Source organism: Ruegeria sp. YTSC106, from assembly GCF_059609765.1.
Genome location: NZ_JBXWMI010000001.1, coordinates 48,630 through 73,984 on the forward strand (window position 1 = coordinate 48,630; position 25,355 = coordinate 73,984).

Consider the following 25,355-nt stretch of genomic DNA (forward strand, 5'->3'; position numbering starts at 1 on the left):
TTTCCAAAATGGTGGGGCCGGATGAACCGGCCCCGAACCGTTATTGTTTGACCACGTTGATGAACGCGCTGTCGTCATCCAGTGCCAGGCTGGTGTTCAGCGTCACGTGGTGGAACCTTGCAGCAGCGAAGTCGTCGTGGATGGCAAAGCCGACGGTATAGGTCTGGCCTGCTTCCAGCGGCACATCACCGGGCGTCCCTGAGTTCAGTGGGCGGGTAAAGACCACGGTCCACATGCCGCCGGACAGTTCAGCCGACGCGGCGATTTCACCATCATTGACCACGCGCTGCTCTAGCAGATAGCCGTTGGTGGCGCTGCCGTCAGCGTAGACACGCATCAGATCAAGATAGGTGCCGTCGGCCAGATACTGCTCGATCTGTTCTGCGGCCTGCAACTTGTCCCAGCCACCCAGAGCTTTGCCACGGCGGCCTTTGACCTCAACATCCGTGCGACTTTCGCTGATGTATTTGGTTACGCTGTCCTGTGTGCTGAGGCGACCGGCAACTTCTGCGTTTGCAGCAATCGCATCCGCTTCGGGCGCAAAAGGCATATACGTGTTGTCAGCGTGGCACGAGGCCCAGCAACCCACCTGATCGCCCAGCTCGATACCGGTGCCGGTGATCATCATGGCAACCTTGATCTGGTTGTCTGGATCCATCTTGCCGCCATCGACGAACGGGGCAGGGTTGTGACCCGCATCAGGCCATTGAAGACGAATGTACAGGTTCTCGTCGTCATGGGCCGCCTGAACGGTTGCGTCGATGATACCGCGCTTGCCGGGGATCGGTGTTGGCTCCAGTTCGCCACCAGCAACGATCTTGTTGCCGATCGTGTCCAGTTCCTTGGCGTGGCAGGTTGTACACTGATCTCCACCTTTGGTCAGAGGACGCGCCCCACCGTGGAATTTACCATTCTGCACCCATTCGAACGAGGCCTGACCGGGGTAGAACAGTTTCAGATCCGCAGCGGCGACGGCATTCCAGTCGATATCTGAACCGACATTGCCACCACCACCTGCAGGCGCTGCGGCAGCATCGCCAGAGGCATTGGCGCGCTCTTCGGCCACAGCCGCGTCAACTGCTGCTGCGATTTGTGCCTGGACCGCCTCCTGCTGAGCTTTCTTGGCTGCTTTTTCCGCCTCGGCTTCTGCAGCTTCCTTAGCTTCGATCCGCTCAAGACTGGCCATGTATTCGAGCGGAATCGGGCGGATAAAGGCCGGGTTCGGGGCCTCAAGCTGTTCCAGATATTCTTCTTCGGCCCGGTCGCGGGCGTCCGAGTGGGCGATCCCCTTATGACAGTCGATACAGGTCTGGCCGATCTCCATCGCGTTCAGGTGCTGCTGACGCGCGCGGGGTTTCTGGAACTCGGGCATCATCGACTCAAAGTCGTGGCAGTTGCGGCATTCGCGCGAGTCGGTCGCCTTCATCCGTTCCCACTCGTTCATCGCCAGATGCACACGCTTGGCCTCGAACTTTTCGCGGGTGTTGATGGTACCGACCATCTTGCCATAGAGCTCTTTTGACGCCTTGATCTTGCGGATCATCTTGTGCGTCCAGTCCTTGGGCACGTGGCAGTCGGAACAGACAGCGCCCACGCCCGAGCGGTTCACATCGTGGATCGTGCCGGTATATTCCTCATAGACGAAATCGCGCATCTCATGGCACGAGATACAGAAATCCTTGGTGTTGGTGGCTTCCATGGCAGTGTTGAACCCGCCCCAGAAGATGATGCCGGCGGCAAAGGCCGCGGCGATACCGGCCACAGGCATTCCCCACAGGAAATACCGGCGCCAGATCGGTTTTTTCTTATCCGGTTCGGAGGTCATATCCGGGCTCCGTTTTGGCTGTCTTGTCTGGCCTTGGGTGGCAGGCCGGTGAGTTTGGCTGATGTCTCAAACGAGGAAAGGGCGGGCGAGGGGCCCGCCCTTTCCGGTGATGGTTGCGAACGCGTCAGGTGACGTGGTTCGAACGGTTGTAGACGTTGAACTTGCCGGTCGGGGCATAAAGCCCTTCGATGCGACCAATTTCTTCCAGCGTCTTGGCGTCGAAGATCACGATCTGACCATTGGGTTCTTTCGAGTCCGACAGGTTCCATTTGGAAACCCAGACCTCGGTACCGTCAGCATTGAATTCGAAGTGAACAGCGGCGCTGCCTTCGTCCTCGGTAATCTGGATCGTTTTCACGATCTCGCCGGTCTCTTTCGAGATGACCTGCACGGATTGCTGCACTTCCGGTTCGGGATGCTTGGTCTGGTCAGCCCAGATGTAATCCGAATTCGGGTGGGTGCGGACAAACAGGCCGGGGCCGTCGGTTTCCACTTCGTAGCAGACCTTCCAGGCATCGTCCGGACGGTTCTCGGGGTCGTTACCCCAGACTGTCACGGTGCCAACGCCAAGGTGGGTCGTACCAGCAACCGGGCCACAGTTCGGGTCAACCCAGTTGGCCCCCGGACCTGGGTGCGGCAATGCGGCTGTGTCGATCATCGCCTCAAGCTTGTGGGTTTCGGTATCGACAACCACCATCTTGTTCGACGCGTTTGCGGCGATCTGGAAATACCGGCCTGTCGGGTCAAAGAACCCGTCATGCAGGAATTTGGCGCTGTCGATCTTATCGATCCGCAGATTGTCCAGATCGGTATAATCGACCTGCCACAGTTGCCCCAGCTCTTTCACCGCGACAATCCAGGTGGGCTCGTTCGGAGTGGTATAGATCGCGGCCACGCGGGCCTCTTCCACATAGTCACCGTCGACGTTCACACCGCGGGTCGAAACGACCTTGACCGGTTCCATGGTCTGGGCATCAACGATTGCAAAGTGCGGCGGCCAGTAGCCCCCACCGATGACATATTTGCCATCGCCGGATACGGCAACGTCGCGCGCGTCATAGGCAATCTTGACCTCGGAAACCAACATCTTGTCCGGCGTCTGCCAGAGGTCGATCTTGGTCATCTTGCCGTCGCGTCCCATGGTGTACCAGAAGCGCCCGGGCTGTTCCGGCTCTTCCAGCGCATGGTGCTCGGATGCTTTCAGAACGTGCACCGCATAACCGGTCGGGATATGGGTCAGCACCTCTTTGGTGTCACCGTCGATCACGGCCACCTTGCCCACGTCACGTTCGATGACGACAAAGAAGTTTTCCCAGTTGCGGCCATGAAGGGGCTCGGTCGGATAATCCTCTTCCTCGACATAGACCTTGCGGGTCGCCATCATCTGTTCCAGCGACATTTCCGGCGGCTTTGGGGCCTCCATCTGGATATAGGTCGCCATATCCTTGATTTCCTGCTCGGTCATGATGTCCGAGAAGTTGTTCATACCGCCCTCGGTCCCCCAGGCGATGATCTTCTCAAGACGTTCCTGGCCCAATTGCAGGGTGCCGCCTTCGGTTACGGTACCGTCGGCCGCGGTCTTTTTCCAATGCGGTTCAAGGCTTTTGCCTGTAGCGCCTTTACGCAGAACGCCGTGACAACCTGCGCATTGTTCAAAGTAAAGCTGCTTGGAAGCCTCAAAGGCTTCATCGCTTAATGTTGGCTCTTCGGCGAATGTCGGAGCAGCGACGCTGCCCAACAACATTGCCAATCCGACCCCGAAGGCGCGGCCGGTTTTGTTGTAGCTGATTCCAAGTGACATGATCACTCTCCATATGCGTGGTGAGGCACCGCCGAGAGTGAAACATCACGAGGATGTCATCCTTGACCAAAGTCAACGGGAAGGGCGAAGTCTGGGCACTTTGGGCAGAAAACTCAGGTCAAAACCCCTCAATAAATCTTGTGTTTTTATCGCATCTTTAAGCCTTGTCTTGATTTCGGTTAAGGGCGCCGCGTCGTGAAGGAACTACACATTGCTCAACGGCGGGAAAAGCTATGGAGAGCAGGCATGACAGCTGTAATCGCACGTGTTTTCAGTGAAGGGTTCCGGGTCTTTTTCCTCTCGGCGGGTCTTTATGGTGTGTTTGCAGGGGTCGCGTGGGGCGTGTGGTTGGCGTCGCTGGACGGGCTGATGCCTTACATGGAACAAAGCTACGCCATGCCCCCGGTCATGTGGCACGCTCATGAGATGATTTTTGGATATGCAACGGCCGCTCTGGGCGGCTTCTTTCTGACCGCCGTGCCGAACTGGACTGGTGCGCCCGAGGCGCGGGCCCGTTTTATCACGCTAGTCGCATTGATCTGGATGGCCGGGCGCCTGACGGTCTGGTTTTCCGGAGCGTTGTCACCCATGGTCGTCGCGATCGTGGACCTGAGTTTTGTTCCCATTCTGGCGCTGAAGATTGCCAGTCAACTGGTCCGTCGGCCCAAGCCTCAGAATGTGGTGTTTCTGTATCTTCTGGTTTTGCTTCTGGCCTCGAATGTAATGGTTCACTTGGAATGGATGGGGGTCACGGTGGATACACTGAACACCGGCATCCGGGCCGGGCTTTTGACCTTGTGTTCGATGATTGCGATCCTGGGCGGCCGGATTACGCCAGCTTTTACCCGCAATGCAATGAAGAGAGCTGGTCAACCCGAAGCATCGTGGCCGGTATCTGTGGCCTGGTTGGACAGGGCGACGATGATTCTGGCACTGCTGCTGCCCCTGCTTGTGCTTGCACTTGATGTTGGGCCTCTTGCGGGAAGCGTTGCCCTGGCGATGGGTGGTGTTCAAATGATGCGCATGGCGCGTTGGAGAACCGGATGGGCTTTGCGTCAACCGATCCTGATCGCCCTGCATCTGGGCCTCGGGATGCTGGCCTTGGGTCTGATTCTTTGGGGGTTGGCAGCCAATGGAATGGGAAATGAGATCGGCGCGCTCCACGTTCTGGGCATCGGTTGCGTTGGCGGCATGACCCTTGCCGTCATGAGTCGCGCCGCCTTGGGCCACAGCGGTCGTCCCCTTGTCGCGCCAAAGCCCATGGCGATTGCCTATGGCTTGATGGCGGGTGCTGCGCTTGTGCGTTGGCTGGGGTCCGGACTGGCGGGAGGTTACATGACAGCGATGCTGACCGCAGACGGGTTTTGGATCGCCGCAACAGGACTGTACCTGTTTGCCATGTGGCCTGCCCTGACGGGCCCCCGTGCCGTGAAACAAACCTGAAGCTTATTCAGACTGAACTTATCTTCCAGCGATCAGAGGCCGCTCGTTTTTGATATGGCGACGGATCAGCGCACGGGCACGTTTCCCTTTATCCGGTATCCGTCGTGCGGCCGGCGGAACGTAATTGCGCTGACCCAATTCAGGGAACAGTTCAAGAATTTCTGACCGCGCGTCAGGGTGAACACTGGACAGGGCCTGCGCGCCGGTGAGCAGGCTTTCGGAAGGTGCGCCTTCTGCATAGATGATTTCATGACGGTCGAACAAAAGATGGACATAGGTCACCGCACAAGTGTCTTCGGCGACCGAAATGCCAGGAACGCCCACAAGAATGTGAGCAGGAACAAGAACTTCTTCGGCGTCGAACAATCTGACGGCAATCGGGGACCGGACCAGCATACGGTGTTGCGGTGACACGAACAGATCGCGCTGGGGCAACTGATCGCCCAGTGAACCGGCCTCGATCCGGATGGGCTTCAGCCTCAGACGGGTGCGAAGCGCCGCTTGGTCCAGATGTCGCGTGCCAATCCAACGTATGTGTTGCGGCCCATTGTCTGCGGTCAAAACCACATCGCCAACTTTCAGATCCTCGACTGGTGTTGGACCGGTCGGGGCCATGATCCGTGTTCCCGCCACAAAGCACGGTACATCGACAATCGCGGAGGGATCCGTAGTGTCAGGGGCGTTGGTCGGAGTAACGTTCGAAGCTTGGAATGTATAGGTCAGACCCGGAACCAGAGGCTCGGACGTGATGTAGCCAACCAATGTGCCTTCAACTTCGACCCGAAACACGTCAATCGTCCCGCCTGCTGGATTGGTCAGGGAGTAGGATTCTTCAAGGTAGATGTCTCCGTTGGCAAAAGTAGTCGATCCGTTCAGGTTGGTCACCACACCAGTTTGCGTGGCGTCGTCACCGTTTTCGTTATTGAAGCGGTCACCATTGAACACAGTGCCAGTATCGGGCAGAGGGTTCGCCCCGTTCAGGATCGTTCCGCCAGCTGCATCGGTGACATCAAATACACGACGGTCTGTTGCGGGATCGAAATTGGGGTCAAGCGTAATGAAGTCGGGGCCAAAATTAAAATCGACCGTAATGACCCCGGGGGCGTAACCAATATAGGAATAGTTTGCCATACTCGTACCTTTTAACCATTGGCGCTACCGAGGCACCGGAAATCTTACCCACAGTAAGGAAAGTGCGATGACTCTCCTTCCTTTCATACTGCTTGGCAAAAACTTGCGTCAATTTAAAGGCCATACAATGGAGAGAACACTCAAAAAGAAATGCTGTTCGCAAATTGATTGGCAGGTCATTTTCTCCTGACGATCAGCGGGTCCAAATCGCTCAATTCTGAACCGTCCGGTTGATCTCGTGACAGGCCTTGACTTTCGTTAAGGCATCGCCGGCTCCCGCCCGGCATGTTGCTCTCACTAGCTAATCTGCGCAAAGGAGAGCGCGATGCGAGACGTCATGACAAAGAGCATGGCCCGCAATATTTTTTATGGCGGGTCACTGTTCTTCATTCTCATCTTTTTGGCCCTTTCGGCCCACTCCCACTGGTATATCGTCAATTCCGAAAATGCCGCGAAACTCGATGATAGTGTGGTTCGGGGTAAACATGTCTGGGAAAAACACGCCTGTGTGAACTGTCATTCGATTCTGGGTGAAGGGGCCTACTTTGCCCCCGAAGTCGGCAACGTGATGACACGCTGGGGCGTGCTGGACGACCCGGAATCAGCCTTTGAATCCCTTAAGGGCTGGATGGAAGCACAACCGACCGGCATTCCCGGTCGTCGACAAATGCCCAATTTCAACCTCAGCGACGAAGAGATCCGTGACCTGACCAACTTCCTGATCTGGACGGACAATATCGACGCACAGGGCTGGCCGCCCAACGAGGCAGGCTGAGAAAGGGAACGGAGCAATGAAATACGAATCCCAAAAAATCGCCTATGCCTACTTTGCGGTAGCCATGGCGTTGTTCGCGATACAGGTGATTGGCGGCCTTCTGGCCGGTTTCATCTATGTATTCCCCAATTTCCTGAGTGAGCTTCTGCCGTTCAACATCGTGCGGATGCTGCACACCAACTCTCTGATCGTCTGGCTTATTCTGGGCTTTTTCGGGGCCGCCTATTTCCTGATCCCGGAAGAGGCCGAGCGCGAGATACATTCGCCCAAGCTGGCTTATCTGCAGTTGATCATCCTTGTGGTCGGGACGTTGGGCGTGGTTGTGACCTACGTCTTCAACCTGTTCGAAGGCAACTGGCTGCTGGGCAAGGAGGGGCGCGAGTTCCTTGAGCAGCCCAAATGGGTCAAGGCCGGCATCGTCGTGGCCGCGCTGATCTTCCTTTACAACGTGTCGATGACAGTGCTGAAAGGTAAGAAAACCGCGATCACAAATATCCTGCTGTTGGGCCTTTGGGGTCTGGCGCTGCTATTCCTGTTTGCCTTCTACAACCCGGGCAACCTGTCGCTGGACAAGCAATACTGGTGGTATGTCGTCCACCTGTGGGTCGAAGGTGTGTGGGAGCTGATCATGGCCTCGATCCTGGCCTACCTGATGCTGAAGCTGACCGGTGTTGACCGTGAGGTGGTCGAAAAATGGCTCTATGTCATCGTCGCCGCCGCGCTGTTCTCGGGCATCCTCGGCACCGGCCACCACTACTACTGGATCGGCACACCTGCATACTGGCAGTGGATCGGGTCGATCTTCTCGAGCCTCGAGGTGATCCCGTTCTTCGCGATGATGGCCTTTGCCTTCGTCATGGTCTGGAAGGGCCGTCGGGACCACCCCAACAAGGCCGCGCTGCTGTGGTCGCTGGGCTGTGCCACGCTGGCCTTCTTCGGCGCCGGTGTCTGGGGCTTCCTGCACACGCTGCACGGGGTGAACTACTACACCCACGGTACGCAGATCACCGCGGCACACGGGCACCTGGCCTTCTACGGAGCCTATGTCTGCCTCAATCTGGCTATCTTCAGCTACGCGATGCCGATCCTCAAGAACCGTGATCCCTATAATCAGGTTCTGAATATGGGTTCGTTCTGGCTGATGACCAGCGGCATGGTCTTCATGACCTTCGTCCTGACCTTCGGTGGAACCGTGCAGACGCACATGCAGCGTGTGGTCGGTGACTACTTCATGGACGTGCAAGACCAAATCGCGATCTTCTACTGGATGCGTCTTGGCTCCGGTGTGGTCGTGGTTCTTGGAGCGTTGCTGTTCATCTACTCGATCTGGGTTCCCCGGAAAGAGGTCATTGAACCCGGCGCAGCCGAAACCCCTGCGGAGTGATGGATATGGATGGCTCCATGAACCTGAAAGAGGGGGCGGCAAACGCCCCCTTCTACCTCGCCCAAGGTGATGAATGCGATGTGTTCACCGCCGCCTACAACAACGACCTGCCGGTCTTGCTGAAAGGACCGACGGGCTGCGGCAAGACCCGGTTTGTGGCCCATATGGCTGCGAAACTTGGCCGCCCGCTCTATACCGTGGCGTGCCACGACGATCTCGCCGCCGCCGACCTGATCGGACGCTATCTACTGAAGGGCGGAGAAACCGTTTGGGTCGATGGCCCCCTGACCCGCGCGGTGCGCGAAGGCGCGATCTGCTATCTTGACGAGGTTGTCGAAGCCCGCAAGGACGTCACTGTCGTTCTGCACCCACTGACCGACGACCGGCGCATCTTGCCGATCGACCGAACCAGCGAAGAACTTGAGGCCGCGCCCGGCTTCATGCTGGTGGCTTCGTACAACCCCGGCTACCAAAACATCCTGAAAACCCTCAAACCCTCGACCCGGCAACGGTTCATCTCGTTGGAATTCGACTTTCCCTCGCCCGAGTTGGAGGCCGAGGTGGTCGCGGAGGAAAGCGGCCTGCCGCTGGAACGCTGCAAGCCGCTGGTGCGGCTGGCGGGCAAGTTGCGCGGGCTCAAGGGTCAGGACCTCGAGGAAGGTGTATCCACCCGGCTGGTCGTCTATGCTGCGACGCTGATCGCGCAGGGCATGTCCACTGACCGCGCCATCCTTGCCGCCATGATCGAACCTCTCACCGATGACGAGGATATCAAACGCGGGCTCCTCGATCTTGTCACCGCCGTCTTTGGGTGAGGCCGGCGATGGTCAGGATCGACTTTGAGCCATGGGAACCCGAAGAAACGATCGGGAAACTGTGGCACACCCTTGCCAGCCGCCTCGATGCACCCCAGGTGCATGTTGGAGCCGCGGTCGACCTTTCTGAGGTCGCGGGGCGGCTGGCAGTCCTCTTTCGGGGGCTCGGGGGTAGTCCGGGCGTTGAATTGCGCCCGGTCTCACCCGAGGTTTCGCGTCATCGCCTGAGTTGGCGCCGCAAACTTGCAACCGAAGTGGAATTGATGTCGCGCGCCTCGTTTGATGGAGAGGTTTTGCGCTTGCCCGACCGTCTGGCCGTATTCCCGGCGCGCGAAGCTAATGGCGCGCTCTATGTCTGGTTGGCCGCCGCCGCTGCCCATGCCGGAACCCGAATTGATGAAGACGATCCACTGCTTGCCGACCTGCGTGCCTTGATTGCCGCCCGGCACATGGTCGAGGCGACTCTGGACGACGCGCTTGGCTTGCGTCCGCTTTATACTGAGCTTTGCAAGGGCGTGCTGTATCAGCGCGACATCCCCAGTCTGCCGCCTGCCGAGGCTGCGGTCGAAGAACTGATCCGTCATATGCTGGGCGATCCCAAACCCTTGTCGGATCAGGCCGAGCAACTTCTGGCACTTGACGACGACCTGATCGCTCCGCGCGGCTATCAGCCGATGCGCCCGGTTCCCCTGTGGCCGGAATTGCGGGCAGTTGGGTTCTCGGAACACAACGAGGTTGAAAACCCCGATACTGAAGGCCCGCCAGAGGAATCCGGCGAAAAGACACACCGCGCCCGGCGCCGCAAATCAGATCAGGCCGAGCGCAGCGACAGTTTCATTCTGCACAAGTTCGAAGCCATCCTTAGCTGGGCCGAATTCCTGAATATCAACCGTCGCATCGATGACGACGATCCCGACAACGCCAAGAAGGCGGCTGACGATCAGGAAGAGATCGGTCTTGGCCAGATTTCAAAAGCGCCACCTACCAAGTTGAAGCTTCACCTTGATTTGGCGCCCGAGGACGTCAACCGCGAACGTCTGTCAGGTCGCATTCTATATCCCGAATGGGATGTGCGGACGGGTCAGTATCTGCCGGATCATGTGAACGTTCTGCTTTCGGATGCCGATATCCGCGACGATGCCGCCGAGTTTGGCAAGGATCCGGCAACTGCACGCCGCATTCGTGCCGTCAAGCGCCAATTCGAGGCGCTGCGCCCGGGGCGTGTGATGACTCGGGGCCATCTGGACGGAGACCAGCTGGATGTGGAAGCCGCCGTTCGGGCGCAGGTTGACCGCTGCGCAAATGGTGAAGGGACGGAACGCGTCTGGATGCAATCCCGTCCCGAGGCCCGTGATCTGGCGGTCTCGATCCTGCTGGACGTCAGCCGCTCGACTGAAAGCGCCGTCACTGGTCGCGCCGTGATCGATATCGAACGCGAGGCGCTGGGCGCATTGGCCTGGGGCCTGAACGCGTGTGGTGACGATTTCGCCATTCATGCGTTTAGTTCCCTCAAGCGTCAGCGCGTCTATGTGCAGTGTTGCAAACGGTTTGACGAGCAGATGGGAACCAAAGTTGAACAGCGCATCGCGTCGCTGCGCCCCGGACATTACACAAGGTTGGGCGCGGCAATCCGGCACTGTTCAGCAGACCTGGCAAGCCAGTCCCGCAAGCGCCGATTGCTGCTGGTCATAACGGACGGTAAACCAAACGATCTGGATCACTACGAGGGGCGCCACGGCATCGAAGACACCTGCATGGCCGTCCGTGAGGCGCGTCGCGCCGGACAGTCAGTGTTCGGCGTCACCATCGATAGAACAGGCAAAAGCTGGTTTCCGCGGATGTTCGGGCAGGGTGGTTTCGCGGTCATTCCTGATCCGCATCGCCTGACCATGGCGCTGCCGCAAATCTACCGCCAGTTGGTCGGCGCATGAGTGATGCCTCTCTGATCGACGAACTACCGGGCGAGTTCCTGATGTGGGTTCTCATCATTTCGGAGCTGCTGGTTTTTGGCGCGGGGATGATCGCCTTCCTGGGCGTGCGCCTGACCGATCCGGCTGGTTTTGCAGAGGCGCAGTCGCATCTGCATCGCACCGGCGCGGCATTGAACACAGCGGTTTTGGTGACATCTGGCTATCTGGCTGCACAGGCGTTGCAATGGCGGCGAAACATGCAGCGTTCGCTGGCCCGTTTGGCGTTGATCCTTGCCGCGCTTCTGGGTGTCGTGTTCCTGATCATTAAGGGTACGGAGTATGCCGACAAGGCGTCCCAGGGGATTGGTTACGAAACGCACCCATTCTTTCTGTTTTATTACTTGCTGACCGGCTTTCATGCTGCGCACGTACTAGCCGGGGTTGGAATTCTGTTGCTGGTGGCGTGGCGTGATGACCCTGGCAACATAGAAGCTGGCGCGCAATTCTGGCACATGGTCGACCTGATCTGGATCATGCTGTTCCCAGTGATCTATCTGCTGGGATAAAACAGATGGTCCAACCTTCATCTTTGGCCAAAAATTCCCGCCAGAGGTCGCTGAGCCCCCTGACCCAAGCGTGGCTTGGGCTGTTGGCCCTCAGCGCCGGATCTGCGCTGCTTACTCTGATTGGCGCGCCAACCGCAGTCATTGCTGGCGGTATCGTGTTGTTGGCGTTGATCAAAGCTCGCGTGATCCTGAAACACTACTTGGATTTGGAGAACAGCCAAAGCTGGCTGCGCGGGTTCACTATGGTACTGGTGGGTTTTTCCGCAGTGATTTTTGCGCTCTATCTGGTCTGAGACAAAAAAATGCCGCCCCGAGAGGCGGCAGTATTCAAGCAAAGGGGGCCTTGGTTACTGAGCGGCCTGTGGTATCCGCGCAATCTGACAGCGTTGCCACAGCGCCGACAAGGCACCAACCAGATGATCAATATCCTCATCTGTGTGAACCGGGGACGGCGTGATCCGTAAGCGTTCGGTTCCTTTAGGAACAGTGGGATAGTTGATCGGCTGGATGTAGATGCCGAATTCTTCAAGAAGCGTATCCGAGATAAACTTGCACTTCACCGGGTCTCCTACCATCACCGGGATGATATGGCTGGGGTTCGGCAGATGCGGAATTCCTTCCGCATCCAGACGGGCGCGCACCTGATCCACACGGGCTTTTTGCAGATCACGCTCTGCGCTTGACTGCTTCAGATGCCGGATAGATGCTGCAGCACCGGCTGCGATCGAAGGCGGCAAGGCAGTGGTGAAGATGAAGCCGCTGGCAAAGCTGCGAACGAAATCACACAGAGCTGCCGACGCTGCGATGTACCCACCAACCACGCCAAAGGCCTTCCCCAACGTACCTTCAATCACGGTCAGGCGATCCATCAGGCCCTCGCGCTCGGCAATGCCACCGCCGCGTGGGCCATAGAGGCCGACGGCGTGAACTTCGTCCAGATAGGTCATCGCGCCGTATTTGTCGGCCAAGTCGCAGATTTCCTTGATCGGCGCGATATCACCATCCATGGAATACACGGATTCAAAGGCGATCATCTTGGGCGCGTTCGGGTCTGCGGCGGCCAGCTTGGCCTCCAGGTCTTCAAGGTCGTTATGTTTCCAGATTACCTTCTGCGCCCGTGAGTGGCGGATGCCTTCGATCATCGAGGCATGGTTCAGCGCATCAGAGAAAACAATCAGACCGGGGATCTTCGCAGCCAGCGTCCCCAGAGCGGCCCAGTTTGACACGTAGCCCGAGGTGAACAGCAAAGCGGACTCTTTGCCGTGGAGGTCTGCCAATTCTGTCTCAAGCAAGACGTGGTCGTGCGTAGTGCCCGAAATATTCCGCGTCCCGCCTGCACCGGCGCCACAACGCTCCAGCGCATCGTGCATGGCGTTGATGACCGACGCGTGTTGTCCCATACCCAAGTAGTCATTCGAGCACCAGATGCGTACATCCCGCTGGATTGCTCCATCGGTCTGGCGTGCATTCGGGAAAGCTCCGCAGCGTCGCTGCAAGTCGATGAAAACCCGATAGTTCCCTTCATCTTTCAAAGCGTCGAGGCTCTGGCTGAAAAATCGCTCGAAATCCATCTGACATGCTCCCCGGATAACTGGCTGTGAACCGACCCTAGGGCAGCGATGGGCGCCACGACATGACAATTGTCAAGTTGATCTTCAAGAAAAAGGCTGGCCCTGACACGCCGGCTTTGGCATAGCAGGGCATTGGGGATGATTACCCGGGCCATCGCCCGGACTGGATGAAGAAGGGAGTGCCTTCATGCCACACGAGGCACAAAAGGCGATTGCGCGGCAGTCTCTGCTTCTGCGCAGCCTGCCGGATCAGCATGTGGATACTTTGCTGAGGCAGGCGATTTGGCGGCAGTATGACCGTGGCGAGACGATCTTTCTGCAAGAGGAAGAAGCCAAGGCTGTACACGTCGTGCTGGCCGGATGGGTCAAGCTGTTCCGTATCTCTCCGACCGGGGCGGAGGCGGTGGTGAGCGTTTTCACCCGTGGAGAAAGCTTTGGTGAGGCCGTTGCGCTGCGTAATGTGCCATATCCCGTTTCAGCCGAAGCCGTTTCAGCCTGTGAAGTGATGCACATCCCCAGCCCGGTGCTGTTGTCACTGATGAAGGAAGACCCGGAAATCGGGGTGTCAATTCTGGCTGCCACGTTCACGCATCTGCATGCTCTGGTGTCCCAGCTGGAGCAATTGAAGGCGCAGACCGGGGCGCAACGTGTTGCAGAGTTTCTGTTGAATCTGTGCGATCGGGATTCCGGTCAGTGCGAGGTGGAACTGCCTTACGACAAGATGCTGATCGCCGGACGTCTGGGAATGAAGCCTGAAAGCCTGAGCCGCGCGTTTTCGCGATTGAAACCTGTTGGTGTCAAGATCGACAGGAACCACGCGGATATCGCTGACATGGATGACTTGCGGAACTACGCTGAAAGCGATCCGAGTGAGAAGTAAATTTCCACCGGCGGCCAAGTCCATCGAAATTGTAGTTTCGCGGAATACATAGGATCCAAAGCTGGCACCGTTCAAATGGGGGCTTCTCAGTCAAGCGCTTTTGCGCGCGATCAGCCTTTTGGCTTGATCAGTTGTCTTCCGCGCTGGCAGTGTCCTCTTTATCTTTGTCAGCAGTGCCAACCATCGGCACGAGTCGCTTGCATGAATATGAAGGGGCACAGGGTTTATGATTGACGAGGCGCTTTCAAGCTTTCCCCGCGCGAAGTTGATGACATCGGTCACCCCGGTAGAACGGCTTGAGCGTCTTTCTGACCAACTGGGGCTGGATCTGTGGATCAAACGAGACGACCTGACCGGGCTCAGCTTCGGTGGCAACAAGACCCGTCAGCTGGAATTTTATTTGGGTGAGGCACTTCAGCAGAGGGCCGACACCATCCTGATCACGGGCGCGGTTCAATCCAATTTTGTACGCACGGCAGCCGCAGCCTCAGCAAAACTGGGAATGTCATCCATCCTTCAACTGGAAGAACGTGTGGCGAATATGGGAGAATGTTACCATCGATCCGGAAATGTTCTTCTGGCCCAGCTTCTGGGGGCCGAACATATGAGCTACCCCAGGGGTGAGGACGAGGCAGGTGCCGACAACGCTCTTCACGAACGCGCCGACCAACTGGTTGCTGAGGGGCGAAAACCGTATGTGATCCATCTGGGCGTCGATCACCCTCCGTTGGGGGCGTTGGGTTATGTGGCAGGGGCAGCCGAGTTGCATGCGCAGATCTGCGATTTCGACGCAGCGGTGGTGCCGTCTGGCAGCGGGTCTACACATGGGGGGTTCCTGGCCGGATTGCGTTTGGTCGGGCAGTCTGCACCTGTTTACGGCATATGCGTTCGCCGCGATCAGAACCAGCAGAAAGCGCGTCTGCAAAAGGTCTTGGGGCGATTAGCAACCATGATGGGTTTCGACCCTGTTTTGGTTACGGGAGACATCTATACTTGGGACGGCGCCCTGGCACCTGGATATGGGCGGATTGGTCGGGCAGCCCGCGAAGCACTGACCCTCATGGCGCGCGTTGAGGGCATCCTTCTGGATCCCGTTTATTCTGCCAAAACCTTTGCAGGGCTTTTAGGGTTGCTTGAACAAGGCGTCATCCGCAAAGGCCAGAAAGTAGTTCTGCTGCACACAGGCGGCCAACCGGCGTTGTTTGGATATCAGGATGAGTTGCAATCGAGTTGATGCAACTACCTTTTGAGCGCCCTTACTTTCAGGGCGATGGGATGGACGGAAGGTTATTGCCCGTCGAAAAGGCCGACAAAGGTTATCTACGATAGTTTCACTTGATCGAGCAAAGACATGGCCTGCGCAACATCGCGGGTCTGTGTGCCACCGACAATCTTTCCCAGTATGTCTCGAAGATCAGGGGGCGAGGCCGGTGTGCAGTCAAAGTGGCCGCAAGTTTGCACGTAATCCACGGCTGTTCGCAGTTCGAACATCCTTGCCTGCTGTTCGCGTGCGGTTTTCAGAGCGTCCATGAACAGATCGTCAGCAGCATTGTCCGTGGACCGCACCAACGCCTGTATCCGATCTGTTTCCGCTTGAGCCCACCCTTCATGGGTCAGTACCTGCTGTTCACGTGCTTCATCCAGCAGGCGCTGCGCTGCCATCGGTTCGCCCGCTGTCAATGACGCTTCGGCAAGGGCCGTCAGGAACACCGGCTTGTAGTTTCCAGCCCCGCTGGCCCACCAGGCTTCGGACGCCTCACGCATTGCACGGATCGTTTCTGGGCCAGGCGTGATCTGCGCGTCTGCCCAGCAACGCCAGACATTCGCCGTCAATTTCATGAAGGGGAAGGTGTGTTTGGTTGCCAGTTCTTCAAGGCGAGCGGCAACGTCGTAAACTTGTTCCGGTTCACGCCGCAACAGGTGCAGCATACAAAGATACGTCAGGGTCTGGGCCAGACTATGCGCGTGATCCAGTTCCTGTGCGGTTGCGACTGCCTGATGCTGGATCTCAAGTGCGCGATCAGGTTCCCCGCGCAACCAGACTGTTATGCTTAAAAAGCACGATGTAATGGCAGCATGATCCGTTCCATAGACATAGGCAAGGCGGCTGTGCTGCTGAGGATCATACAAATGCAATGCCTGCCGTAGGTGATCATAGGCGGTGTCCTGGTGCCCGATATGCAACAAGACGGCACCCATGGCCCGGTGGGCAATCATCGTGTGGTGCGTTTCTTCGGTCAGATTGGCCAGTTCCAGCAACTGCGCCGCGACGTCCTTGGCAAGGTCGTATTCACCGCGGACCAGATGATACGCATAGAGTCCATTGAGCACGGGAAACAATTGTTCGGTTTCGCCCAGCCGATTACACAAGTCGCGGATCCGGGCATATACCGCCCCCGTTTCGTCGGCCGCGATGCCAGCGGTCGAGCGAAGAACGCCAGCCCGCAACGTTTGTATTTTGGTTTCCTTGCGGTCGCGGTCAACCGAGTCATCCTGCTGTTCCAGCAACGCGATGGCACGACCTAGCTGAGTGGCCGCTTCGATCCCGGCCGAGCGTTCAACGGCACGTTGTCCGGCCTGATACCATTGTTCAATCGCTTCATCCGGCATATCTGCCATCGTGTAGTGATGAGCCAGAATTTCCGGTTCGGCGAAATTGTCATGCACTGACGAAGAGTTCAGTGCTTCGACCACACGAGCATGAAGCGTTCTCCTCTCCCGTTTCAGCAGGCTGTTGTAAGCGGTGTCGCGAATGAGAGCGTGGCGGTAACTGAACGTTTCCTCGGGCTCTGAAGCTGAGACAATCACGATCCCGGCATCCACGAGCGAATCCAGGCCGGAACGTAACGCCCGTTCGTTAAAACGGGAAACGCTTGCAATCATCGGATAAGAGAATTGCGGGCCAATGACAGCACCAATCTGTGCGACTTCCTTGGCTGAGCTCAGTCGGTCAAGGCGTGCCATCAACGCGTCGTGCAGTGTTTTCGGTACAGGAGGCGATGGCGTGGACCGGTCCAGCGTATAGGCATCAGCACGTTCAGTCAGAAGATCGGATTCCAGCAAATCCTTTGTCACCTCTTCCACGAAAAGCGGGACACCGTTGGATCTGGCGGCGATCAGATGGTAAACTTCGTCCGGGACGGTTTTGCCTTTGGCAATATCGTTCACGATCTCTTTGACCTGCACGAAGTCCAGTTGTTGGAGCGCGACGTGCATCAGGTTGTGTGATTGTGGCCAGCCCGGATCAAAGCCCGTACGATAACTCATTACCATCAGCAGGCGCGCGTCCCCAATCCGGTTCACAAGCCGGTCAAGCAGTGTCATTGTCGTTGGGTCGATCCAATGCGCATCTTCAAACAGCAAGAGGGTCGGGGTTTCCTGCGCCGAGTTGATCATATGATTGACCAGCATTTCCAGCGTCTGCTTCATGATCTGCTCAGGGGTCAGATCCAGCGGGCCAAGCCTGTCTTCAAACGGGACCGACAATAGTGTCGCAGCCAGTTTCAGTGACCCTTCAGAAGGATCGCCCAGGATGCTGGAAATCTTTTCCAACTTTTCGTCCGCGCCGTCATTAGCCCGAAGTTCGGCTGCATTTTCAAGCTGGCGAATGATCGGGTACAGCGCACTTGCATCATGGAAGGGTGAACACTGAAAGCGTAGCTGCTGATGGTCTGGACCCGGGATCTTGCGGCGAAGCTCTTCGATCAGCCTGGACTTTCCTATACCCGCCTCGCCCGAGACCGACACCACCTGACCATGGCCCTGGCAGGCCAGCCTCCACTTGCTTTGAAGGGTTTCGTGCTCCTGCGTGCGCCCGACCAATGAACTCATCCGGGCGTCGTCTGCCGCAAGGAAGCGGCTGACAGTCTGGCGCGTGCCGGTGACCTGCCAAGCTTCGACCTCTTTGGCAAAGCCTTTCAATTGAAAAGTGCCGCGGCGCACATATTCGAAAGCTTCACCCGCCAGTTCCTGGGTCGTCGGCGCCACAATCATTGTACCCGGATCCGCCATCGATTGAAGCCGTGCGGCCAGGTTCGGGGTCTCGCCCATGGCCGTGCCGTCTTCGAACATCTTCTCTCCCCGCAGGTCACCGACGACAACCAGGCCGGTCGCGATCCCGATGCGGACTTCAAGATGTGCATGCGTGCGGATTTCCGGAATTTCGCGAATAATTCGAAGACCTGCATGAATGGCACGTTCCGGATCGTCTTCATGCGCATGCGGAAAACCAAAAAACACCATGATGCCATCGCCATAGTAACTAGCGATATGACCATCAAAAGCCGCAACTGCAGCAGCGCAGGTTTCCTTGAACAGTCTCAGAACTTCGGCCAGATCTTCGGGGTCCAGCTTCTGCGATATAGCCGTCGACCCAACAAGATCGATGAACATGACCGTCAGCTGTCTACGCTCGGCAACGATGTTGGGTACCTGACTTGCGCGTTGTGTTGCTGCGGGCCCTTGGTTTTCTTCCCGAATGGCTTTCAGAAAGCGGCGCCTTGGTCCTAGGGGCAGGCCAATTGTGACAAGGTCATCGTCACTCAGTTCCGACAGATCGCCCAGCTCGATCTCGTGCCGTGAAAAGGCATCGACATATTTGGACAAGCCGTGTCTGGCCAGCCAGTCCTTAGTATCAGTCATTCGACTGCCATGCATGTCGGCGGTGGCGCGATGCCATGCAGTCCCCATTTCTTTTTAGCCAGTACAATTTACCCGGGAGTAGTCGGGAGAAATCTAACCCTATCAAGGACGACCCAGCAATTCGGGTCAAGTCTTCAAATTGAGAGAGAAACTGTTTACTGGCCAAAAATATCGGCGACTTTCGCCCTTATTCGTCAGCCGGAAAATCGATGTGGACATGATTGCCGTCCGGATCCCAGACATTCAACTGCACTATATTGACTGCCGTCAGAACCGCACGGCGATAGAGAACATCGTTTACTTTGAGGTGAGCTTCGAAACTGTCCAACCCGTTTGCCGAAAAGGCGAAATGCTCGAGCTTCAGCTCGGCCTCCGATCCCGCGGCTTCGATCTCGACACCAACAAGATGCACGTAAGCGTGTCCACCGACATAAAGCCAGGCTCCGGGAAAGGGGAAGGGCGGGCGTGGGCCGACCTGCATCCCCAGCACTTTTCTGTACCATTCGATCATCTCCTCCAAACGTGTAGTGCGCAGGTTGACATGATCCAGCGTAGCGATCCCCATGACCTAGCCTCGCGTCCATTTGATCGAACATCCCATTGACGGACTCTGATGCCGGGGACCTTGCCCGGTCTGTGCAATCTGCAGCATGGCATTGACCAGCTCCGGTTCGCGCTCGCCTGTCTGGCTGCGGCCCAGATTGTCCAGACGGCCACGGTATTGCAGTCTTCCATCCGCATTCAGCCCAAAGAAATCGGGTGTGCAAACAGCACCATAGGCCTTTCCTATGGTTTGACCTTCGTCTACGAGATAGGGAAAGTTGAACCCATTTTCCCTCGCGAATTCCAGCATTTTCTGCGGTGTATCTTCGGGATACTCCCGATAGTCGTTTGACATGACCGCCAATACCCCAATCCCTTTCGACATCAACAGGCCCGTGTCCTGTGCAAGCCGGTCAGTGATTGTTTTGACATAAGGGCAGTGGTTGCAGATAAAGGCGATCAGCAATCCGTTTTGCAGGTGATCGGACATGGTGAAAGAATGACCATTCGGGTCCCTGAGCGTGAAATCCGGGGCCTGCCAGCCGAAATCGCAGATAGGAGTGTCGAGCAGCATGAAAACCTTTTTTGTGACCTGTTGACGTGTTCCCGCCAGCTTAGCTGACAGGAACCGATAAGTAGAGCGTGATTTCCGGCGCTAAATTTTCAACTGATTACGACCGGAAAACGTATCCAAATCAGATCAGCAGCGTTGACAGGCTTGGAAAATAGCTGAGCAGAAGCAAAACCAAAGTTACCGCGATCAGGAATGGCCAAAGCGATTTCAGGATTGAGCCGGGCGATGTGCCGCTCATGGATGAGGCGATGTACAATCCGATCCCGACCGGGGGTGTCATCAGCCCAAGCACAAGGTTCAGGCAGGCAACAATGCCAAATTGATAGGGGCTGATATCGTATGAACCGGTTGCAATTGGCAGCAGGATCGGAGTGATCAGGATAATCGCGGCGATGCCATCGATCACCATTCCAACCAGCAAAAGCGCCAGATTCACTATCAGCAAGAACACGAACGGGTCCGAAGTGACGGAGGTAATCAGCCCAGCCAGTTGCTGTGGTATTTCCTCATAGATTATGACCCAGCCGAACACGCTGGCTGCCGAGATCATGAACAGGATCATCGAGGCATTGGCCGCCGTGCGTTTGAACATCTGTGCCAGGTTGCCCGGCTTCAGGTCCCCGTAAACCAACCAGCCCACCAAAAACGCGATCAGGGATGCGATTGCGGCGGATTCGGTCGGTGTGGCGATCCCGAACAGAATACCACCTATGATCGACATCGGGATCAGCAGGGCAGGGGCGGCGCTGATCACGGCCTTGATGGTTTCGCTGCGTGTCATCCAGTTCCCTTTCGGGAACTGCTGCCGCCACCCAATCAAGGTAATGACCAAAGCGAATGAAGCAGCCAAGATAAAACCGGGCAGAATCCCGGCAATGAACATGTCACCAATCGGGATCTGTGCCAGTACGCCGAAGATGACAAACATCATCGACGGCGGTATGACCGGAGCCAGAAGCCCGCCTGCGGCAGTAGTGGCAGCGGCAAACCCCTTGTCATAGCCTTCCTCTTCCATCGCAGGAACCATAGCGCGCGACATGACTGCAATCTGCGCTGTTGCAGAGCCGATGATCGCTGCCATGAACATGTTGGCAAGCAGGTTGATATACGCCAGACCACCGCGAAACCCGCCGACAAAGACCCGCGCCAATGCGACAAGGCGCCGGGTCATACCGCCTTCGTTCATCAACTCGCCCGTCAACATGAACAGCGGAATGGCCAGAAGGCCGTAGTTTTCAAGACCTCCAAACATCTTCTGCGCGAAACTGTCGTAAAGAACCGTGTTACCGCTTTCCCAGATGTACCAGATGGCCGTGACGGCCAACACGATCGCCACAGGCACAGACAGAAGCAGAGTGACCAGAAAGATGATGGGGCTCATGGCCGCGACCCCTGCCCCGAAGCGCTTAGCAGATGCATGGTAGAATGCAGCGTCGCGCCAAGCGCAAAGAGCCACATCACCAACCAGAACAGATATTTCGGCAGGCCAAGGGTCAGTGTCGGCTCGGCATAGATGAAATTGAATGTCTGACCTTGAAAGGCCTCGGTGTCAAAGCCGCTTTGGGCGATGTCCAGCGGAAGGAACCAGCGCCAGCAAAACCACAGCATCGCAAGGGAAAAGGCGAACACGACCACGTCCACACTCTTGCGGATCATCCGTTTCGCGTGATCAGGCACATTGTCGGAAACAATGGAAATCGACACCGAACTGCGATGATGCAACGCGGCTGACGCCCCCAGAAATGTCATCCAGACCATGGCGTATATCGCCAGCTCATCGACCCAGAACAGGGCGTTTCCGGCGGTGCGTGTTACAACATTCAACAAAATCAAAAGCGTTATGCAGACCGCCAGAAAGGCGGCACACCACAATTCGACCCGCGCCAAGCCGGCCGACAGCCGATACAACATCGCTGTTCTCCCGTGAGAAAGGGCGCAGGATCGACCTGCGCCCTTTTCGTCATGTCGTTTTCGTTATTTTGTTTCTGCCGCAGTCTGCCGCAAAGCGTCAAGGGAAGAGGTTTTCTCGGACCAGATCCCGTTCCATTCTTCAATCGCGTCGCCAAAGAACGAGGCATCGACCTTTTTATAGGCCTTGCCTGTTCCCTCGATCTGTTCCAGCCATTTGGCATCATTTTCGACATACGCGTCGATGGTGCTGTCGACATGTTTGGCCATCAGTTCCGCAATCATCGCGCGGTCTTCTTCAGACAATCCGGCCCAAACCTTGGCCGAAACCAGCCCGACCATTGGGAACATCATATGATCCGATTGCACGATCGTGTCGGCGTGCTCATAATATTTCAGAACCCAGATCAGCTCGGCATCCATGTCTATGGCATCGACCTGACCGTTCGCCAAGGCATCATAGACCGCAGGCAATGGCATTGGCGTGGGCGCTGCCCCCACCGCATTGTAGAAATCCAGGATCGGCGTGAAGGGCGTGATCCGCAGTTTCAGGCCCGAAAGATCGTCGGCGGAAGAAACCTCACCGCGACTGACAATCTGGCGTAGCCCGGCCATCCCATATCCCAAGCCCACAACACCAACCTGACCCGGCAGGGGTTCCAGCATGGATTTGGCCGTGTCAGACCGCAGGATGCGCCCCGCATGACCAATGTCATCTGCCAGATAGGGGGCGTAGAATGCGCCCAATTCAGGCGCTCGGTTCGAAACCTCCGCCACTGTCATGAAGGCCATGTCCAACGCGCCGGTCTGCAATTGCTGCAGCATTTCGGCCTCATTGCCCAACTGGCGGGCCGGGAAAACCGACACTGAATGCGCGCCGTCGCTTGCCTCGTTTAGGTCAGTGCCAAACGCTTCGGCGGCCTTTGTCCAAATATGTGGTGGCGGTGTGATCAGACCCAGCCGGAACTCCTCTGCCTGAGCGGCAACAGACGCAATGGCCAGCACAGCCGCAGAGGCGGCGATTTTTACAATATGTTTCATGACTTCCCCTGTTTGATCTTGTTTATAACGTGACCCAACCCTTGGGCGGTTCCTTGCCCGGGTGCACCGCCTGACAGTTCGGGCAGGTGCGGTCTTCTTCCGAGGCATAGAACTTCTGATAAACCGGAGGCAGGTCATCAACGATGGACTTTAGCTGCATTTCCGCACGATGCACCAGCGAACCGCACTCAAAACAATACCATTCGATGGCATCCAGCTCTCCGGTCTGGCGTTTGGGTTCGATCACAAGCCCGATTGAGCCTTCCTGCGGTCGCTGAGGTGAATGGCGCACATGCGGAGGCAGCAGGAAAACTTCACCTTCACGGATCGGAACATCATAGAACTCCTCTCCGTCATAGATTTTCAGCACCATGTCGCCTTCAAGCTGGTAGAAGAATTCTTCAACCGGATCATCGTGGTAATCGGTTCGCTTGTTTGGCCCACCTACAACGGTAACCATCAGATCGGCATTTTCCCAAACCTGACGATTCCCTACGGGCGGCTTGAGCAGATGGCGATGCTCGTCGATCCAGGTCTTAAAGTTGAACGCTTTCAGTTTTGACATGTCCCACTCCCTATCCTGGAAAGTTTGCCGCGTTTTTCCATAACCGCAAAGAAATTTTCAGCATCTCGCTATCCGATTTCCTTATACTGCTAGGCCTCACCCGGCTCAGACGCGCAGCCCGCTTTCATCAAATGCTTTGCGAATGATCGCTTTTTCCGCGTCGGTCAGTTCCAGCATCGGCGGGCGCACACGGCCACCGACCTGACCCAACAACTCTTGCCAGTATTTTCCGAATGCAGTGGGTTTGCCCGCAGGACGGGCGCGTTTCATCGCATTGCGGACTGGGTTCAGACTGTCAAAGACACGCCGCGCTTCATCCGCCTGTCCCGCAAAGGCCAGACGTGTGTATTCGTTCATTCTCCGATCGACCGTGCTTTGCAGTTGGTAGGGCGGAGAGGAGCAGAGATACAGCTTCCAGTCCAGTTCCAGTATGTTGTCCAGCCATTCATGTTCGGCCGAAGTCGAGACGTGGATCCTGTCGCCCACCATATGGGTCAGCTTCACGTACATCTCACGCGGAACCGAATACTTAATGGCTACGATATTCGGCAAATCAGCAATGCGGGCGCATTCTTCAGGTTGCATCAAATAGCCGCTGTCAGGATGGCTCCACATGGCGATGCCGATATCCAGCTCATCGCAGAAGCGCTTGTAGTACTGATACAAGACCTCGCCACGATCCTGTACGAAACTCAGAACCGGGGCGTGAAGAACGATGTAATCTGCACCGCAATTCTGGGCGTAATGCGCCAGGTCCAACGCAGTATTCATGTTCTGGTCCGAGACCGAGACGATTACACCGGCTTCGCCTGCGCATTCGTCGACCGCGATTTCGAAGTTACGCTTGCGCTCTTCGATGCTCATTGAAAAAAATTCGCCCTGTTTGCCGGCGACGAACAGGCCCTGGATGTCCAGGTCATCGATCCAATGGCGGATGTTGGCGCGCAGTCCCGATTCATCCAGAGACAGGTCATCATTGAACGGGTTCAATGCAGCTGCCCATATCCCAGCCATATGTTCGCGGGCATAGGCCTTCGCGTCGTGTTTTGAGTACTTCATTTTCACCGTGGTCCCAGTGGCATTGATATGAAGAAAAGCACACTGAGCGGGTCGATCCAGCGCTATTTTAGAGAAATGGCTATCTGAAAAACATATATCACCAACTTACCAATTCAGATTTTTTCAATGCTGGTCTAGGGTCGAGACATGAAGATCGCAGTCATTGGAACCGGCGCAATCGCGCAATATGTGCAGCGCATGTTGCCAGAACATGGGCATGAGTTGGCGGCCATTCTGGTCAGGCCACAGCGCGTTGATCCAAAATCGCCTATGTCAGTCGGTTCGGTTGATGACCTGCCGGCCGGAATCGAAGTGGTTCTGGATTGCGCGGGGCACGAGGCATTGGCCGGGTTGGGTCCGGAAATTCTGGCGCGAGGGCTGGATATCATCAGTGTCTCTGCCGGGGCACTTGCGGATCAGCAGGTCAGTGGCCGGCTGGACAGGGCCGCGCGAAAGGGTGGGGCTCGGCTGCATCTGGCAAGCGGTGCCATAGGCGGGCTGGACTGCCTCAGCGCCGCAGCGGTCGGTCCGCTCAAATCCGTTACATATGTGGGGCGCAAGCCGCCGGCGGGGTGGAAAGGATCACTTGCTGAACACAGTCTTGACCTCAGCAGTATCACCGCGGCTGAAACTCATTTTCAGGGTTCCGCGCGAGAGGCGGCTTTGGCTTACCCCAAGAACGCAAATGTCGCCGCTGCCGTCGCCTTGGCAGGTGTGGGATTCGACAGCACACAGGTTCGTCTGATCGCCGATCCGACGATCCACAAGAACATTCACGAGGTTGAGGCCGAAGGTGATTTTGGCACTTTTCAGTTTAGGATCAGCGGAACCGCGCTGCCCGACAACCCGCGAAGCTCGGCGCTTGCGGCCATGAGCGTGCTGTCCAAGCTGGATCAGCTTTGCAAGCCGATTGTGCTGTAGCC

Annotated in this window: 22 protein-coding genes; 10 read left to right on the forward strand and 12 right to left on the reverse strand. The window is 56.9% G+C overall.

Translation table 11 applies throughout. The annotated features are described in order from the left end of the window. Positions 1–40: 40 nt before the first annotated feature. Together AC2FEB_RS00230 and AC2FEB_RS00235 are read right to left on the reverse strand one after the other, a co-directional pair. Positions 41–1,825 carry a NapC/NirT family cytochrome c gene (locus AC2FEB_RS00230; protein ID WP_496670871.1) on the reverse strand — a complete coding sequence of 595 codons (1,785 nt, stop codon included), beginning with the start codon at positions 1,823–1,825 and terminating at the stop codon, positions 41–43. Between the two features lie 124 nt (positions 1,826–1,949). After that, positions 1,950–3,626, reverse strand: coding sequence for a cytochrome D1 domain-containing protein (locus AC2FEB_RS00235; protein WP_496670869.1), 1,677 nt, complete (start codon positions 3,624–3,626; stop codon positions 1,950–1,952). 246 nt (positions 3,627–3,872) lie between these two features. Between AC2FEB_RS00235 and AC2FEB_RS00240 the strand changes: the two genes are divergently transcribed. After that, positions 3,873–5,069 (forward strand): NnrS family protein, encoded by a 1,197-nt coding sequence (locus AC2FEB_RS00240; RefSeq protein WP_496670866.1) that lies wholly within the window; start codon positions 3,873–3,875, stop codon positions 5,067–5,069. 18 nt (positions 5,070–5,087) lie between these two features. On the opposite strand, the gene AC2FEB_RS00245 is transcribed toward AC2FEB_RS00240, so the two are convergent. Further along, on the reverse strand, positions 5,088–6,200 hold the full coding sequence (locus AC2FEB_RS00245) for a Hint domain-containing protein (protein ID WP_496670863.1): 1,113 nt from the start codon (positions 6,198–6,200) through the stop codon (positions 5,088–5,090). A gap of 325 nt (positions 6,201–6,525) precedes the next feature. On the opposite strand from AC2FEB_RS00245, the gene AC2FEB_RS00250 reads away from it, so the two are divergent. The 6 genes from AC2FEB_RS00250 to AC2FEB_RS00275 are packed head-to-tail and all read left to right on the forward strand — an operon-like array spanning position 6,526 to position 11,943. Then, positions 6,526–6,975 carry a c-type cytochrome gene (locus AC2FEB_RS00250; RefSeq protein ID WP_117873455.1) on the forward strand — a complete coding sequence of 150 codons (450 nt, stop codon included), beginning with the start codon at positions 6,526–6,528 and terminating at the stop codon, positions 6,973–6,975. Positions 6,976–6,991: 16 nt separating this feature from the next. Continuing rightward, complete coding sequence (locus AC2FEB_RS00255) at positions 6,992–8,359, forward strand: cbb3-type cytochrome c oxidase subunit I (protein ID WP_171169762.1); 1,368 nt, start codon at positions 6,992–6,994, stop codon at positions 8,357–8,359. Positions 8,360–8,364: 5 nt separating this feature from the next. Further along, positions 8,365–9,174 carry a CbbQ/NirQ/NorQ/GpvN family protein gene (locus AC2FEB_RS00260; protein ID WP_496670860.1) on the forward strand — a complete coding sequence of 270 codons (810 nt, stop codon included), beginning with the start codon at positions 8,365–8,367 and terminating at the stop codon, positions 9,172–9,174. An 8-nt stretch (positions 9,175–9,182) separates the two neighbouring features. Further along, the gene (locus AC2FEB_RS00265) at positions 9,183–11,105 is read left to right on the forward strand and encodes a nitric oxide reductase activation protein NorD (protein ID WP_496670857.1); all 1,923 of its coding nucleotides are present in this window, start codon (positions 9,183–9,185) and stop codon (positions 11,103–11,105) included. Next, complete coding sequence (locus tag AC2FEB_RS00270; protein WP_496670854.1) at positions 11,102–11,650, forward strand: cytochrome c oxidase subunit 3; 549 nt, start codon at positions 11,102–11,104, stop codon at positions 11,648–11,650. Before AC2FEB_RS00265 ends, AC2FEB_RS00270 begins: the two co-directional genes overlap by 4 nt. 5 nt (positions 11,651–11,655) lie before the next feature. Then, the gene (locus tag AC2FEB_RS00275) at positions 11,656–11,943 is read left to right on the forward strand and encodes a cytochrome C oxidase subunit IV family protein (RefSeq protein WP_117873444.1); all 288 of its coding nucleotides are present in this window, start codon (positions 11,656–11,658) and stop codon (positions 11,941–11,943) included. Positions 11,944–11,997: 54 nt separating this feature from the next. Here AC2FEB_RS00275 and hemA read toward each other — a convergent pair whose 3' ends face one another. Then, a complete protein-coding gene (gene hemA / locus AC2FEB_RS00280; RefSeq protein ID WP_496670851.1) occupies positions 11,998–13,221 on the reverse strand; it encodes a 5-aminolevulinate synthase in 1,224 nt (407 codons plus the stop codon). A gap of 187 nt (positions 13,222–13,408) precedes the next feature. Here hemA and AC2FEB_RS00285 point away from each other — a divergent pair, with 187 nt between their 5' ends. Together AC2FEB_RS00285 and AC2FEB_RS00290 are read left to right on the forward strand one after the other, a co-directional pair. Beyond that, a complete protein-coding gene (locus tag AC2FEB_RS00285) occupies positions 13,409–14,101 on the forward strand; it encodes a Crp/Fnr family transcriptional regulator (RefSeq protein WP_117873440.1) in 693 nt (230 codons plus the stop codon). Between the two features lie 226 nt (positions 14,102–14,327). Continuing rightward, positions 14,328–15,335 (forward strand): D-cysteine desulfhydrase family protein, encoded by a 1,008-nt coding sequence (locus tag AC2FEB_RS00290; RefSeq protein WP_496670848.1) that lies wholly within the window; start codon positions 14,328–14,330, stop codon positions 15,333–15,335. A gap of 86 nt (positions 15,336–15,421) precedes the next feature. Here the strand turns inward: AC2FEB_RS00290 and AC2FEB_RS00295 are convergent, their stop codons facing one another. The 8 genes from AC2FEB_RS00295 to AC2FEB_RS00330 form a co-directional block, all read right to left on the reverse strand. Further along, on the reverse strand, positions 15,422–18,742 hold the full coding sequence (locus AC2FEB_RS00295; RefSeq protein ID WP_496670846.1) for an ATP-binding protein: 3,321 nt from the start codon (positions 18,740–18,742) through the stop codon (positions 15,422–15,424). Positions 18,743–18,929: 187 nt separating this feature from the next. After that, positions 18,930–19,307, reverse strand: coding sequence for a VOC family protein (locus tag AC2FEB_RS00300; RefSeq protein ID WP_496670844.1), 378 nt, complete (start codon positions 19,305–19,307; stop codon positions 18,930–18,932). A gap of 3 nt (positions 19,308–19,310) precedes the next feature. Then, positions 19,311–19,859, reverse strand: a complete 549-nt coding sequence (locus AC2FEB_RS00305) for a thioredoxin family protein (protein WP_496670841.1) — start codon at positions 19,857–19,859, stop codon at positions 19,311–19,313. A 121-nt stretch (positions 19,860–19,980) separates the two neighbouring features. Continuing rightward, positions 19,981–21,240 (reverse strand): TRAP transporter large permease, encoded by a 1,260-nt coding sequence (locus tag AC2FEB_RS00310; protein WP_496670839.1) that lies wholly within the window; start codon positions 21,238–21,240, stop codon positions 19,981–19,983. Further along, on the reverse strand, positions 21,237–21,770 hold the full coding sequence (locus tag AC2FEB_RS00315; RefSeq protein WP_496670837.1) for a TRAP transporter small permease: 534 nt from the start codon (positions 21,768–21,770) through the stop codon (positions 21,237–21,239). Before AC2FEB_RS00315 ends, AC2FEB_RS00310 begins: the two co-directional genes overlap by 4 nt. Before the next feature lie 63 nt (positions 21,771–21,833). After that, complete coding sequence (locus AC2FEB_RS00320) at positions 21,834–22,808, reverse strand: TRAP transporter substrate-binding protein (RefSeq protein ID WP_496670834.1); 975 nt, start codon at positions 22,806–22,808, stop codon at positions 21,834–21,836. A gap of 22 nt (positions 22,809–22,830) precedes the next feature. Next, positions 22,831–23,373, reverse strand: coding sequence for a 3-hydroxyanthranilate 3,4-dioxygenase (locus AC2FEB_RS00325; RefSeq protein ID WP_496670832.1), 543 nt, complete (start codon positions 23,371–23,373; stop codon positions 22,831–22,833). Between the two features lie 105 nt (positions 23,374–23,478). Further along, positions 23,479–24,432 carry a dihydrodipicolinate synthase family protein gene (locus AC2FEB_RS00330; protein ID WP_496670829.1) on the reverse strand — a complete coding sequence of 318 codons (954 nt, stop codon included), beginning with the start codon at positions 24,430–24,432 and terminating at the stop codon, positions 23,479–23,481. A gap of 147 nt (positions 24,433–24,579) precedes the next feature. Between AC2FEB_RS00330 and AC2FEB_RS00335 the strand changes: the two genes are divergently transcribed. Then, positions 24,580–25,353 carry an aspartate dehydrogenase gene (locus tag AC2FEB_RS00335; RefSeq protein ID WP_496670827.1) on the forward strand — a complete coding sequence of 258 codons (774 nt, stop codon included), beginning with the start codon at positions 24,580–24,582 and terminating at the stop codon, positions 25,351–25,353. Positions 25,354–25,355 lie beyond the last annotated feature (2 nt).

Coding starts and splice junctions, on each gene's coding strand:
- AC2FEB_RS00245 (WP_496670863.1), bottom strand. CDS start 6,200: ATGGCAAACTATTCCTATATTGGTTACGCCCCCGGGGTCATTACGGTC.
- AC2FEB_RS00320 (WP_496670834.1), bottom strand. CDS start 22,808: ATGAAACATATTGTAAAAATCGCCGCCTCTGCGGCTGTGCTGGCCATT.
- AC2FEB_RS00295 (WP_496670846.1), bottom strand. CDS start 18,742: ATGACTGATACTAAGGACTGGCTGGCCAGACACGGCTTGTCCAAATAT.
- AC2FEB_RS00335 (WP_496670827.1), top strand. CDS start 24,580: ATGAAGATCGCAGTCATTGGAACCGGCGCAATCGCGCAATATGTGCAG.
- AC2FEB_RS00325 (WP_496670832.1), bottom strand. CDS start 23,373: ATGTCAAAACTGAAAGCGTTCAACTTTAAGACCTGGATCGACGAGCAT.
- AC2FEB_RS00265 (WP_496670857.1), top strand. CDS start 9,183: ATGGTCAGGATCGACTTTGAGCCATGGGAACCCGAAGAAACGATCGGG.
- AC2FEB_RS00240 (WP_496670866.1), top strand. CDS start 3,873: ATGACAGCTGTAATCGCACGTGTTTTCAGTGAAGGGTTCCGGGTCTTT.
- AC2FEB_RS00300 (WP_496670844.1), bottom strand. CDS start 19,307: ATGGGGATCGCTACGCTGGATCATGTCAACCTGCGCACTACACGTTTG.
- AC2FEB_RS00330 (WP_496670829.1), bottom strand. CDS start 24,432: ATGAAGTACTCAAAACACGACGCGAAGGCCTATGCCCGCGAACATATG.
- AC2FEB_RS00310 (WP_496670839.1), bottom strand. CDS start 21,240: ATGAGCCCCATCATCTTTCTGGTCACTCTGCTTCTGTCTGTGCCTGTG.
- AC2FEB_RS00235 (WP_496670869.1), bottom strand. CDS start 3,626: ATGTCACTTGGAATCAGCTACAACAAAACCGGCCGCGCCTTCGGGGTC.
- AC2FEB_RS00275 (WP_117873444.1), top strand. CDS start 11,656: ATGGTCCAACCTTCATCTTTGGCCAAAAATTCCCGCCAGAGGTCGCTG.
- AC2FEB_RS00255 (WP_171169762.1), top strand. CDS start 6,992: ATGAAATACGAATCCCAAAAAATCGCCTATGCCTACTTTGCGGTAGCC.
- AC2FEB_RS00260 (WP_496670860.1), top strand. CDS start 8,365: ATGGATGGCTCCATGAACCTGAAAGAGGGGGCGGCAAACGCCCCCTTC.
- AC2FEB_RS00270 (WP_496670854.1), top strand. CDS start 11,102: ATGAGTGATGCCTCTCTGATCGACGAACTACCGGGCGAGTTCCTGATG.
- AC2FEB_RS00290 (WP_496670848.1), top strand. CDS start 14,328: ATGATTGACGAGGCGCTTTCAAGCTTTCCCCGCGCGAAGTTGATGACA.
- AC2FEB_RS00230 (WP_496670871.1), bottom strand. CDS start 1,825: ATGACCTCCGAACCGGATAAGAAAAAACCGATCTGGCGCCGGTATTTC.
- hemA (WP_496670851.1), bottom strand. CDS start 13,221: ATGGATTTCGAGCGATTTTTCAGCCAGAGCCTCGACGCTTTGAAAGAT.
- AC2FEB_RS00250 (WP_117873455.1), top strand. CDS start 6,526: ATGCGAGACGTCATGACAAAGAGCATGGCCCGCAATATTTTTTATGGC.
- AC2FEB_RS00285 (WP_117873440.1), top strand. CDS start 13,409: ATGCCACACGAGGCACAAAAGGCGATTGCGCGGCAGTCTCTGCTTCTG.
- AC2FEB_RS00315 (WP_496670837.1), bottom strand. CDS start 21,770: ATGTTGTATCGGCTGTCGGCCGGCTTGGCGCGGGTCGAATTGTGGTGT.
- AC2FEB_RS00305 (WP_496670841.1), bottom strand. CDS start 19,859: ATGCTGCTCGACACTCCTATCTGCGATTTCGGCTGGCAGGCCCCGGAT.